We start from the raw sequence: 13306 nt of genomic DNA, 5'->3' as shown, positions 1-13306 counted from the left end.
ATGTCGAACGTTACGGCGGCCGGTTCCAAGAACGGGCTGCTCGACCCCAAGCAGTGGCTGGCGTCCACCCCCGACGCCCTCCGCAAGCTCGACCCGCGCCTGATGTGGCGCAACCCGGTCATGTTCATCGTCGAGATCGGCGCGGTGTTCACCACCGTCCTGGCCATCGCCGACCCCTCCGCCTTCGCGTGGATCATCACCGTCTGGCTGTGGCTGACGGTCCTGTTCGCCAACGCCGCCGAGGCCATCGCCGAGGGCCGCGGCAAGGCGCAGGCCGACAGCCTGCGCAAGGCCAAGACCGACACCATCGCCTACAAGGTCGCCTCCTCGGCCATCACCTCGCCCAGGGACATCACGGTCACCGAGGTGGCCGCCCCCGGCCTCCAGCGCGGCGACCTCGTGCTGGTCAAGGCCGGGCAGGTCATCCCCGGCGACGGCGACGTCGTCACCGGCATCGCCAGCGTCGACGAGTCGGCCATCACCGGTGAGTCCGCGCCGGTGATCCGCGAGTCGGGCGGCGACCGCTCGGCGGTCATGGGCGGCACGAAGGTGCTGTCCGACTGGATCGTCGTCAAGATCACCCAGGAGCCGGGAGCGAGCTTCCTGGACCGCATGATCGCGCTGGTGGAGGGCGCCAACCGGCGCAAGACCCCCAACGAGATCGCGCTGAACATCCTCCTGGCCGCGATGACCATCATCTTCCTGATGGCCACCGTGACCATGCAGCCCGTGGCGATCTTCTCCAAGGACTGGATGGCGGCGGCGCCCGACACCGAGGTTCTCAACGCGAGCGGCGTCACCGGCATCGTCATGGTGTCCCTGCTGGTGTGCCTGATCCCCACCACGATCGGCGCGCTGCTGTCGGCGATCGGCATCGCGGGCATGGACCGTCTCGTCCAGCGCAATGTCCTGGCCATGTCCGGACGCGCCGTCGAGGCCGCCGGCGACGTCAACACGCTGCTGCTGGACAAGACCGGCACCATCACCTACGGCAACCGCCGCGCGAGTGAGTTCCTGTCGGTCCCCGGCGTCGCCGCGGCCCGCCTGGCCGACGCCGCCCAGCTGTCCAGCCTCGCCGACGAGACCCCCGAGGGCCGCTCCATCGTGGTCTTCGCCAAGGAGACCTACGGCCTGCGCGAGCGCTCCGCCGGAGAGCTCTCGCACGCCACGTGGGTGGAGTTCACCGCCCAGACCCGCATGTCGGGCGTGGACCTGGCCGAGGAGCACGGCCTCCACGAGATCCGCAAGGGCGCCTCGGCCTCGGTGATCCAGTGGGTCAAGGACAACGGCGGCAACCCCGACGGTCAGGTCACCGAACTGGTCGACCGGATCTCCAACGCCGGTGGCACGCCGCTGCTGGTCGCCGAGCACAAGGCGGGCCACGACGCCGAGGTCCTGGGCGTCATCCACCTCAAGGACATCGTCAAGGAGGGCATGGCCGAGCGCTTCGCGCAGCTGCGCTCGATGGGCATCCGCACGGTGATGATCACCGGCGACAACCCCCTGACCGCCGCGGCCATCGCCAAGGAGGCCGGTGTCGACGACTTCCTCGCCGAGGCCACCCCCGAGGACAAGCTGGAGCTGATCAAGAAAGAACAGGACGGCGGGCGCCTGGTCGCCATGACCGGTGACGGCACCAACGACGCCCCCGCGCTGGCCCAGGCCGACGTCGGCGTCGCGATGAACACCGGCACCTCGGCCGCCAAGGAGGCCGGGAACATGGTCGACCTGGACTCCGACCCGACCAAGCTCATCGAGATCGTGGCCATCGGCAAGCAGCTGCTCATGACGCGCGGCGCGCTGACCACCTTCTCCATCGCCAACGACATCGCCAAGTACTTCGCGATCATCCCGGCGATCTTCGCGGCGGTCTACCCGGGCCTGGACGCCATGAACGTCATGCGCCTGTCCAGCCCGACCTCGGCGATCATCTCCGCGGTCATCTTCAACGCGATCATCATCCTGCTGCTGGTGCCGCTCGCCCTCAAGGGTGTGAAGTACCGCGCGGCCAGCGCCTCGTCGCTGCTGCGCCGCAACCTGCTGATCTACGGCGTCGGCGGCATCGTCGCCCCGTTCGTGGGAATCAAGCTCATCGATCTCCTCATCTCTCTCATTCCGGGGCTTTAGCCATGCGACTCCCGAACTGGATCTCCTCCCACCTGGCCGCGCTGCGGGCGATGCTGGTCTTCACCCTCCTGCTCGGCCTGGCCTACCCGCTGCTGATGGTCGCCATCGGCCAGATCCCCGGCCTCAAGGACAAGGCCGACGGCTCGCTGATCTACGACGACAAGGGCAACGTGATCGGCTCCTCGCTGATCGGGCAGGCCTACACCGACGCCGACGGCGCCGCGCTCAAGCAGTACTTCCAGTCGCGTCCCTCGGCCGCCGGGGACGGCTACGACCCGCTCGCCTCGGGCGCGTCCAACCTCGGCCCGGAGAACATCGTCGACACCCTCGCCGACCCCGCCAATCCAGAGGAGTCGGGGGCGCCGAGCCTGCTCACGCAGGTCTGCGCCCGCAGCGTCGAAATCGGCGAGCGCGAGGGCGTGGACGGCTCACGTCCGTACTGCACCGACGCCGGTGTCGGGGCGGTCCTGGGCGTGTTCCGCGCCGAGGGCCTGACCGGGGCGATCACCCGCGTGGTGAGCCTGAACGAGGACTGCGCGAGCACGCCGGCGCCGTTCATGGCGACCTATGAGGGCGTCACGGTCGAGTGCGCGAAGTTCGGTGAGGACTACGCCAAGGCGCTGGTCACGCCGATCCGCGGTGACGCCCCGGCCGACCCGGCGGTGCCCGCCGACGCGGTCAGCGCCAGCGGCTCGGGCCTGGACCCGCACATCTCGGTCGCCTACGCCGAGCTCCAGGCGAAGCGGATCGCCAAGGAGCGGGGCATGGACGTCACGGCGGTGGAAAAGCTCATCGAGGACAACACCACCGGGCGGTTCCTGGGGTTCATGGGCGAGCCCGCGGTGAACGTCGTCGAGCTGAACCTGGCGCTCGACAAAGCGCGTCCGTACGCGAGCTAGCCGACATTCGGCCGCCTTCGGGGCGGCTCCGAGGTGAGAGTGAGGGACCATCGTGGTCATGGCACGCGGTCAGCTTCGCATCTACCTCGGGGCCGCCCCCGGCGTCGGCAAGACGTACGCGGCTCTGGAGGAGGCGCACCGGCGGGCGTCCCGGGGCACCGACGTGGTCGTCGGGTTCGTCGAGACGCACGGCCGGGAGCACACCGGCGCGATGATCGGCGATCTGGAGATCGTGCCGCGCCGCACGATCGAGTACCGGGGGGCGTCGTTCACCGAGTTCGACCTGGACGCCGTCCTGGCGCGGGCACCGAGGGTCGTGCTGGTCGACGAGCTGGCCCACACCAACGTGCCGGGTTCGCGTTTCGAGAAGCGCTGGCAGGACATCGACGTGCTGCTGGACGCCGGGATCGACGTGCTGTCGACGGTGAACATCCAGCATCTGGAGTCCCTCAACGACGTGGTCACCAAGATCACCGGCGTGCCGCAGCAGGAGACGGTCCCCGACGAGGTGGTCCGCCGGGCCGATCAGGTCGAGCTGGTGGACATGACGCCGGAGGCGCTGCGGCGGCGGATGACGCACGGCAACGTGTACCCGCCGGACAAGATCGACGCGTCCCTGTCCAACTACTTCCGGGTGGGGAACCTGACGGCGCTGCGGGAGCTGGCGCTGCTGTGGCTGGCCGACAAGGTCGACGAGCAGCTGGCCGCCTACCGCCGCGACAAGGACATCTCCGAGACGTGGGAGGCGCGCGAGCGCGTGGTGGTGGCGCTGTCGGGCGGCGAGGAGGGCGACACGCTCATCCGCCGCGCCGCGCGCATCGCGGCCCGCTCGGGCGCCGACCTCCAGGCGGTCTACGTGGCCGGTGGCGACGGCCTCAACGGCACCGGCTCCACGCGGCACCTGGCGCGCCAGCGGCTGCTGGTGGAGAGCCTGGGCGGCACCTACCACCAGGTCGTCGGCGACGACATCCCGCAGGCGCTGCTGGACTTCGCGCGCGGCGTCAACGCCACCCAGCTGGTGCTGGGGGCGTCGCGGCGGGGACGGGCCGCGCAGCTGTTCTCCCGGGGCGTGGGCGTGACGACCACCGCGCAGTCGGGCTCCATCGACGTCCACCTGGTCACCCACGAGAAGGTCGGGCGCGGCTCCCGCCGCACGGGCCTGCCGGGGGCGATCTCGCGGATGCGGATGATCGCCGGTTTCGCGCTCACGGTCCTGGGGCTGCCGGCGCTGACGGCGATCATGCATCCCTGGCGCGACGACCTGTCGCTGACCACCGACCTGCTGGTCTACCTCTCGGCGACGCTGCTCATCGCGCTCATCGGCGGCATCTGGCCCGCGCTGGTGGCCTCCCTGGCCGGGTTCGCGCTGCTGGACTTCTACTTCGTCCAGCCGTACAACACGCTCACGATCGCCACGCGCGAGCACCTGTTCAACCTGCTGCTGTTCGTGCTGATGGCGGTGCTGGTGGCGGTGATCGTCGGCATCTCGGCGCGCAAGACCGCCCAGGCCGCGCAGGCCCGCGCCGAGGCGCACACCCTGGCGGCGCTGGCCGGGAGCGTCCTGCGCGGCGACCATCCCCTCCAGGCGCTGCTGGAGCAGGTCCGGGAGACCTTCGGGCTGACCTCGGTGACGCTGCTGGAGCTGGGCCCCGAGCCCGGCGTGGGCCCCGGCGAGCGCCGCGACCCCAACGACTGGCGGGTGGTGGCGTGCGTGGGCGAGCCGTGCACGTCCCCGGGCGCGGCCGAGACCGACATCCCGGTCGGCGACGAGCTGTCGCTGGCGCTGCGGGGGCGGACGCTCCCGGCGTCCGACCGGCGGATCGTGGAGGCCTTCGCGGTGCAGTCGGCGGTGGCGTTGCGGCAGGAGCGGCTGTCGGCGCAGGCGGCGGCGATGCGCCCGGTGGCGGCGGCCGACAAGATGCGCACGGCGCTGCTGGCGGCCGTCTCCCACGACCTGCGCACGCCGCTGGCCTCGGCCAAGGCCGCGGTGGCGGGGCTGCGGAACACCGCCGAGATGTTCTCCCCCGAGGAGCGCGCCGAGCTGGTGGTCACCGCCGACGAGTCGCTGGACCGGCTGGGCCGGCTGGTGGCGAACCTGCTGGACATGTCCCGGCTGCAGGCGGGCGTCCTGGGCGCGCGGCCGGTGCCGATCTGGCTGGAGGAGGCCGTCCCGCCCGCGCTGGACGAGATCGGCGAGCCCGCCGCCGGTGTCACCATCCGCATCGCCGACGACCTGCCGGCCGTCTCGGCCGATCCGGGGCTGCTGGAGCGGATCCTGGTGAACATCATCGGCAACGCGCTGCGGCACAGCCCGCCCGACCGTCCGCCGCTGGTGAGCGCCAGCGCGCACGCCGGGCTGGTCGAGCTGCGTGTGATCGACCACGGGCCGGGCGTCCCCGAGGACGCCCAGGAGCTCATTTTCACCCCCTTCCAGCGCCTGGGCGACCAGCAGGCCGGGACCGGTGTCGGTCTCGGGCTGGCGCTCTCGCGCGGGCTCGCCGAGTCGATGGGAGGGACCCTGCTGCCGGAGGACACGCCCGGCGGCGGGCTGACCATGGTGCTGACACTTCCGGAGACCGGAGAATGACGCGCGTCCTCGTCGTCGATGACGAACCGCAGATCCTGCGCGCTCTGCGCATCAACCTCTCGGCCCACGGCTACGAGGTCGCCGTGGCCGCCGACGGGGCCGCGGCCCTGCGCTCGGCGGCGGCCTCGCCCCCGGACCTGGTCATCCTCGACCTCGGGCTGCCCGACATGGACGGCGCGGAGGTCATCGGCGGCCTGCGCGGCTGGACCGACATCCCGATCCTGGTCCTATCGGGCCGCGCGGGCAGCCCCGACAAGGTCCGCGCCCTCGACGCCGGCGCCGACGACTACGTCACCAAGCCCTTCGACATCGGCGAGCTGCTGGCCCGCGTCCGCGCGGTCACCCGCCGCCGCGCCGCCGCCGAGGAGTCCCCCACCGTCCAGCTCGGCGACGCCGTGGTGGACCTGTCGGCGCACACCGTCGTCCGCGACGGCGAGGCGATCCGGCTGACGAAGACGGAGTGGTCGCTGCTGGAGATCCTCCTGCGCAACCCCGGCAAACTCGTCAGCCAGCGCCAGCTCCTCCACGACGTGTGGGGCCCGGCGTACGAGAAGGAGACGAACTACCTGCGGCAGTACCTGGCCCAGCTGCGCCGCAAACTGGAGGCCGACCCGTCCCGCCCCCGCCACCTGCTCACCGAACCCGGCATGGGCTACCGCTTCCGCCCCTAACGCCGGTAGGGTGCCACGATGATCACCACCCGCCGCCTCACCATGGACGACGCGCCCGCCCTCGCGAAGCTCGTCACGGCCAACCGCGAGTTCCTCAAGCCCTGGGAACCGGCCCGCACCGAGGAGTACTACACCGAGGACGGCCAGCGCGAGGTCATCGAGGCGCAGCTGCTGCTCCAGGCCTCCGGCAACGCCGAGGTCCACGTGATCGAGCTGGACGGCGAGCTCGCCGGGCGCATCATGCTGGCCGGCATCGTCCGCGGCCCCTTCCACTCGTGCAGCGTGGGGTATTGGGTGGCCTCGTCGGCGAACGGACGCGGCGTGGCCTCCGCGGCGGTCGCGGCGATGCTGCGGGTGGCGTTCGACGAGCTGGGGCTGCACCGGGTGCAGGCCGAGACGCTGCTGCACAACCACGGCTCGCAGCGGGTGCTGGCGCGCAACGGGTTCGAGCGGATCGGGCTGGCGCCGAAGTTCCTGCGGATTGACGGGGAGTGGCAGGACCATGTGCTGTTTCAGGTGGTGAACGAGGGGTGGGAGGGTTAGGCGGGCGGTTTTCGACCCGCCATCCCCTATACCCCCGCCCTCTCCGCGCTCCCCGTCCCATGTCAGCCCCCCGAGCTACGCTCCCCCGGTGATCGACACCCTCTCCCTCCCCGAAGCGCGGGCGCTGGCCGTGGCCGGGCAGCGGCTCGGTGGTCCGCGCCCCGGGCCGGAGGCGCTGCCGGACGTGCTGCGCGCGCTGCGGTTCCTCCAGCTCGACCCGATCTCGGTGGTCGCGCCCAGCCATGAGCTGGTGCTGCGCAGCCGTGTCGCCGGTGACGTGCGGGCGGCGTTCGCCGCGGTCATGGCGCGGCGGGAGATGTTCGAGTACTGGACGCACGCCGCCGCCATCGTCCTCACCGAGGACTACCCGCTGCACCGGGTCGACATGGACGCCTACCCGCGCTGGCCGGTGGTGCGCGAGTGGATCGCCGACAATCACGTCCTGCGCGATCACATCCTGACCCGGCTCGGCGAGGGCGTGCCGACGGCGACGTCGGGCTTCGAGGACCTGGCGGTGCGGCCGTGGGAGTCGACGGGCTGGACGAAGGGCCGCAACGTCGAGCGGATGCTCACCTTCCTGTGGCGGCAGGGCCGGGTGATGGTCGCCGGGCGGGTGAAGAAGAACCGGCTGTGGGCGCTGCCGGAGGCGTGCCTGCCCGCCGGGGCGATCGTCGCGCCCATGGAGGCCGGGGACGCCGCGGAGACCGCGATCGAGCTGGCGCTCAAGGCGCTGGGCGTGGCACGGGCGGCCGACCTGAAGTCGCATTTCCTGGGCGATCTCTACCTCACCGGCGAGGTCCTGGACGCCCTGCTCGCCCAGGGCCGCGCGGTCGAGGTGCGCGTGGAGGGCGGCGACGAGCGCTGGTTCACGCCGGCGGATCCGGCGGTCGCCGAGGGCGGCCGGACGGTGTTCCTCTCGCCCTTCGACGGCCTGATCGCCGACCGCAAGCGCGCCGAGCGGCTGTGGGGCTTCGCGTTCAAGAACGAGATGTACGTGCCCAAGGACAAGCGCGAGTACGGCTACTACGTGCTGCCGCTGCTGCGCGGCAACGACCTCGCCGGGCGGGCGGCGCTGCGGGCCGACCGCAAGAAGGGCGAGCTGACCGTCGAGGGGCTCTTCTTCGAAAAGGGCGAGCCCGGCCCCGGCCTCCGCGAGGAGGTCGAGGCCGAGCTCGCCGAGCTGGCGGTGTTCGCCGGGGTGGGTTAGGGGGAGTCCTGTGGATCGTCGGTGCCTGATCATGATGGCGGCAGCGGTCGGGCAGGCGTGGTAGACGCAGGCTCTCTTGGTGTCGAGGGTGGTCAGGTCCCGCCACTGCTTCGGCCGGTTGAAGCAGCGTTCAATGACGCTGGGGCGGGCGTAGAAGGCCACGCCAAAGGCCGGTAGCCGCTGACCTGGAGGCGGGCGGAAGTCGATGGTCGGGGGTGGGCGGGATCTGCGGTGCCATGTCGATCCCGCTCGTGGAGGTGTTAGCCGCCAGCGGTGAGCTGGTCGAGGAGCCAGTCGGTCACGGCACGTGCGACTCCGGCGAGCACTCCGGTGATCGCGGCGCGCGTCATAGGCGCGTGGATGTGCTTCTGTCTGGGACGGCGACGAGATCGGTCCATCGGGTGCTCCGTAGGTCTGGATCGGGAATCTAGGCCCGGCGCCGGGCTGTATTCAGGATCAGGCCCACAGGTGAGGGCTGATTTAGACGTCGATGAGTGCCGATGGGCTCGCCGGAAAATCGGGTCGGGCATGCTGGGAAGGTGACGAGTGCCGATGAGTCCCGATCAGGTGTCCGGCGTAGTCGCGCAGTCGAGCGGGTCGTTTTGCCGCCGGGACCTCGGCGCGCTCTGCGGGACGTGGTGTACCGGCTGTACGCCGAGGCGGACCGTCCCCGGCTTGAGGACCTGGCTGCGGACATCAGCGCCGACGATGATCTGCCAGGGGCGCCGAAGAAGGACTTGATCGGCGCGATTATCGCGGGCAGTACCTTGGCTACGCAGCAGGACACGGTAACCGTGGCGGTGGCGCTGGTCCGCGCAGTTGGCCGCGACGATGCTGGCTTGGTGGCCGATCGGGTCCGCGGTCTTTGGGTTGAGGCATGCGTCGCTCCGACACCAATGGCGCCTGCACCGTTGGAGCGGTTGGGACGCCTAGTCGCCGAGTGCGACCCGCTGGCGCTGGAGGTGCACCCGGCGATCCACGCTGTCGGCGCCCCGAGGGATCCGCTACCGGAATACCTACCGCGCGCTCATGACCGGCAGTTGCGTCAGATCGCAGACCGGATGCTGGATGGTGGGGGGTCGCGGCTGGTGACGCTGGTGGGCGGGTCCTCGACCGGCAAAACTCGGGCTTGCTGGGAGCTCGTTGGCCACCTAGAGGAGCGCGATCCTGGCCGGTGGCGGTTGTGGCACCCGTATGACCCGACCCGGCCGGAGGCGGCCCTGGCTGCGCTGGATCGGGCCGGGCCGCACACGATCGTGTGGCTCAACGAAGCCCAATTCTACCTCGCCCCGACAGAGGCCAGTCTGGGTGAACGCATCGCTGCGGGGCTTCGGACCCTGCTGTACGACCGGGTCCGAAGCCCAGTACTGGTCCTGGCCACCTTGTGGCCCCAGTACTGGGATACCTTGACCGCGCGGCCCGAGCCCGGAGGCACTGACCGCTATCCGCAAACTCGTGAACTACTGGCCGGCACCAGGGTGAATGTGGAGGATAGGTTCACCGCCGCCGACGTTGCACGCCTGCTGGGGGTGGGTATGGACGCACGGATGCGTCAGGCGGCCGAGCACGCGCCAGATGGCCGCATTACCCAGTATCTCGCCGGTGCGCCGGAGCTGGAAGACCGCTACCGCACCGCATCGCCGCCTGTCCGCGCAATTCTGCAAGTAGCTATGGACGCCCGCCGACTCGGTCACCCGCTCGCGCTGCCCCACTCCCTACTCGAACGGGCGGCACCGGGCTATCTCGATGACCATGACTGGGACGCCATCGGCGAGGACTGGCTGGAACAGGCCCTGGCTTACACGGCCAAGCCTTGCAAAGGGACCCGCGGTCCGCTAACACGTATCCGGTCGCGCCCCAGCGAGCCCACTAGTGACAGCGACCAGCCTAGCTACCGCCTGGCCGACTACCTTGAACAGATAGGCCGCCACGAACGTGCCGCCAACTACCCGCCCGATAGTCTTTGGCAGGCATTTGCTACGTCCATCACCGACCTCGCCTTGCAGTGCAGCCTCGGCGAGCATGCCCGCCAACGCGGCCGCTACCAGCACGCCATCTGGTTCTACACCGCCGCCGCTGACCAAGGCGCCTCCCACGCACTTCTAGCCCTGGCGCAGCTGCGGGAAAGCGCCGGGGACCGCGAGGGGGCCGAGGCCTTGTACCAGCAGGCCGTCGCCCAGGGTCGCTCCTACGCGGTGCGGGCCTTGGCCCAGATGCGGGAAAACGCTGGAGACCGAGAAAGTGCCGAGGCCTACTACCGGCAGGCCGTCGACGGCGGCGATACCAGCGCGCTCCTGAATCTGGCTCAGCTGCGGGAAAACGCTGGAGACCGAGAAAGTGCCCAGGCCTACTACCGGCAGGCCGTCGACGGCGGCGACACCTTCGCACTGCAGATCCTGGCTTTGCTTCGGGAGATGAGCGGGGATACTGCGGGTGCCGAGGCCTGCTACCAGCAGGCCGTCGACAGCGGTGATATCAACGCACTCGTGGCCCTGGCCTATTTTCGGGAGCGAGCGGGGGACGCTGCGAGTGCCGAGGCCTTGGCCATCCAAGCCGCTGACGACGGCCACCCTCACGCGCTACTGAACCTGGCCCAGCTACGGGAGTTGAGCGGGGATACTGCGGGTGCCGAGGCCTTGTACCAGCAGGCCGTCGACAGCGGCCATATCGTTGCACTAGAAGTCGTGGCGCAGTTCCGGGAGCGAGCGGGGGACGCTGCGGGTGCCGAGGCCTTGGCCATTCAAGCCGCCGACCGTGGCCGCCTCTACCCGCTGCTAGACCTGGCCGAGCTCAGGGAGGCCCGCGGCGATACCTCAGGCGCCCTCGCTCTGGCTGTTCTGGCCGCCGAGTACGGCCTCCCCGGCGCGCTAGTGACCATGGCCCAACTCCGAGAGAAATCTGGGGACAGAGTAGGCGCTGAAGCCCTGGCGCTCCAAGCCGCCGATGACGGACGCCCCGACGCGCTGCGAGAGCTGGCTGAGCTCCGGGAGGAGTCAGGGGATCTAGGGAGCGCCGAGGCCCTATACCAGCAGGCAGTCGACCGCGGCGATTCCTCAGCGCTGCTGAAGCTGGCCGGACTCCGGGAGAAAGCTGGGGACGCCGGGGCAACTGATCGTGCGTCGAGGTTCGGGCTGACAGGAGCAGGGGAAATCGCGACTCAGCTGGATTTCGGCCCGTAGCTAGCTGGGGTTCTGCGGCCGCCCGAAGAGTCACCTCCCTCTCCCCTTCGGCAAAAGCATGCCAAAGGCCGTCAAATCCAAACCACCACCCCTCAACCTCGTGACGTGTGGGACAACATCCTCGCCCAAGTGATCGTTCAGGACGACGGACAGCCGGAGGAGTGGGTCATCAGTGCGGATTCTTCGATGGTGCGGGTGCATCAGCATGCGGCCGCTACCCGTATCAAGGAGGAACCTCCAGGGTCGTCGCTACCCGCATGGCGGGCCGTCCACCAAGATCCACTTTGCCGTCGATGGCCAGGTTGGCCCCTGTCGATTCTGGCCACCCCGGGCCAGGCAGGGGACACCCGACGTTGTTCCCGTTGCTGGATGCAATCGCGGTTCTGAAGGGAAGCGCAGATCACCAAGGCGGCGTCCCGAGATACTAATCGACACTCTGGGCTACACATCCATTACCTAGCCTGAAGGCACCTGTGCCGACAGGGGATCTGGCATGTGATCCCCGGCCAGCGCAGGCAACCACCACCCCATCAAGGGCTCCGCAGCGGGCGGCTACCGGCCTTTGATAGGACCCTCTACGCCCGCCGCAACGCCGCCTGGGCCACCGCCGCCATCATGATCAGGCACCGACGATCCACCGGACACTCCCTAGTCGCCCCAGACGCGGACGCGGCGGTCGACCAGGCGCGGCCACTTCTTGCCGGCCGGCTTGTACAGGTAGCAGACGCCGCCGCTGCCGCCGACGACCTTGCCGGAGGAGTTGTAGCGCTTGGTGCGCAGCCAGATGTTCTCGAACTGGCGTCGCTTGTAGACGTGCCGGACGGCCTCGTCGCTGGGCGAGGCGGGGTCGTTGGCGATGACGTCGCCCTCGGCGGTGAAGCCGATGACGGTCATCAGGTGCCCCGAGGTGCCGTAGCCGGCGCCGTCCAGCTCGGTCTTGAGGAACGACTGCGAGGTGATCACCGGGATCCCGGCGGCGATGAGCCGTTCGGCGTCGGCCAGCGAGCGCAGGCGGGTGACGATGGCGTCCATGCCGTTGTAGGTGGTGGCGTAGGCGGCGTTGAACGGCCAGTTCCCGCAGCCCTCGTACTGGTAGTCGTAGGTGAAGCGGGCGGCGTGGCAGACCTGCGGGTCGGCGTAGGCAGGGTTGACCCAGGCGAGCTGCTCGGCGGTGGGCTTCCTGCCCCAGTACTCCAGGATCATCTGCGAGGACGTCGGGCTGCACCAGGCCTCGCCGCCGTTGTCGTACTCGGGGTACTGACCGGCGTGGATGTTCTGGGAGAAGCGCGGCACGACCAGTTCGATCCCGGCGGCCTCGCCGGGCGTGGACGCGGGCACCTCGAAGCGGTCGGGGATGTCGGAGGCCATCGCGCCCACCCGCCACACCCGCGGGCTGAGGTGGCTGCCGGGACGGCGGTAGAGCGTGACGCGCAGCCGGTAGGCGGCCAGGCGGTTGACGGTGGGGTCGTCGATGGAGAAGGTGTCGGTGTAGATGGTGGACCGGGGGTCGCCCTGACCGTCGACGGAGGTGCGGCGGATGTCGCCGTCACCGGCGGCCCAGCGGCCCAGGACGTACCAGGGGGTCTCGGTGTCGTCCTGGTAGCGGCCGAGCATCTCGATCTGGATCCAGGTTCCGGCGGGGGTGTCGGCGTTCCAGGACGCCACCAGCTCGCTCGCACCGAAGGGCAGCTCGTGCCACGGCCCGGTCCAGGTCCCGTACTCCCAGCTCGCGGTGGTGCCGGTGTGCGGGTCCGTGTAATCGAACATCCCTTGTGGACGCGAGATGACGATCCCGTCGCGGCCGCGCGGTTCGACGCGGACGCCCTGGCCCCGGCCGTGCAGCCAGTCGAGAATGGACTCCCAGCCGCGGTAGTCGACGGGGGCGTCGATCGGGTCGCCGTGCCCGGCGGCGGCGGTCCCGGCCAGCGCGGGGACGGCGACGGTGGAGGCGGCCGCGGCGAGCCCCGCGGCGAGGACGGTCCGGCGGGACACGGACTGACTCATGGGCTTCCCTTACGCGTGCGTGAATGAAGGATTCCTACTATCCCAACCGCGCATGGCGTAGGCAAGCACCGAAAAGGGGCTCCCGTACG

The 13306-nt window shown here is 70.1% G+C and carries 9 protein-coding genes; 7 read left to right on the top strand and 2 right to left on the bottom strand.

Going from position 1 to position 13306, the window contains the following annotated elements; all coding sequences use genetic code 11:
• The 6 genes from kdpB to QSK10_RS21165 all read left to right on the top strand — a co-directional run bounded on the left by kdpB (position 1) and on the right by QSK10_RS21165 (position 8034).
• Positions 1–2127, top strand: a complete 2127-nt coding sequence (kdpB, locus tag QSK10_RS21190; protein ID WP_285664655.1) for a potassium-transporting ATPase subunit KdpB — start codon at positions 1–3, stop codon at positions 2125–2127.
• A gap of 2 nt (positions 2128–2129) precedes the next feature.
• Entirely contained in the window at positions 2130–3026 is an 897-nt protein-coding gene (locus tag QSK10_RS21185; RefSeq protein WP_285664654.1) for a potassium-transporting ATPase subunit C, read from the top strand.
• 58 nt (positions 3027–3084) lie between these two features.
• On the top strand, positions 3085–5613 hold the full coding sequence (locus QSK10_RS21180) for a sensor histidine kinase (RefSeq protein WP_285664653.1): 2529 nt from the start codon (positions 3085–3087) through the stop codon (positions 5611–5613).
• A complete protein-coding gene (locus QSK10_RS21175) occupies positions 5610–6284 on the top strand; it encodes a response regulator (protein ID WP_285664652.1) in 675 nt (224 codons plus the stop codon). Before QSK10_RS21180 ends, QSK10_RS21175 begins: the two co-directional genes overlap by 4 nt.
• Before the next feature lie 18 nt (positions 6285–6302).
• Complete coding sequence (locus QSK10_RS21170; protein ID WP_285664651.1) at positions 6303–6827, top strand: GNAT family N-acetyltransferase; 525 nt, start codon at positions 6303–6305, stop codon at positions 6825–6827.
• Positions 6828–6915: 88 nt separating this feature from the next.
• The gene (locus tag QSK10_RS21165) at positions 6916–8034 is read left to right on the top strand and encodes a DNA glycosylase AlkZ-like family protein (RefSeq protein WP_285664650.1); all 1119 of its coding nucleotides are present in this window, start codon (positions 6916–6918) and stop codon (positions 8032–8034) included.
• 260 nt (positions 8035–8294) lie between these two features.
• On the opposite strand, the gene QSK10_RS21160 is transcribed toward QSK10_RS21165, so the two are convergent.
• Positions 8295–8432, bottom strand: a complete 138-nt coding sequence (locus tag QSK10_RS21160) for a hypothetical protein (RefSeq protein ID WP_285664649.1) — start codon at positions 8430–8432, stop codon at positions 8295–8297.
• Between the two features lie 237 nt (positions 8433–8669).
• Between QSK10_RS21160 and QSK10_RS21155 the strand changes: the two genes are divergently transcribed.
• Entirely contained in the window at positions 8670–11213 is a 2544-nt protein-coding gene (locus QSK10_RS21155; protein WP_285664648.1) for a tetratricopeptide repeat protein, read from the top strand.
• Between the two features lie 648 nt (positions 11214–11861).
• Here QSK10_RS21155 and QSK10_RS21150 read toward each other — a convergent pair.
• Positions 11862–13217 carry a C39 family peptidase gene (locus QSK10_RS21150; protein WP_285664647.1) on the bottom strand — a complete coding sequence of 452 codons (1356 nt, stop codon included), beginning with the start codon at positions 13215–13217 and terminating at the stop codon, positions 11862–11864.
• Positions 13218–13306 lie beyond the last annotated feature (89 nt).

This window comes from Actinorhabdospora filicis (genome assembly GCF_030269765.1).
Taxonomy (GTDB): Bacteria; Actinomycetota; Actinomycetes; order Mycobacteriales; family Micromonosporaceae; genus Actinorhabdospora; species Actinorhabdospora filicis.
Note: the sequence above shows the minus strand (reverse complement) of the source record. Positions and strands in the feature narration are given on the sequence as shown.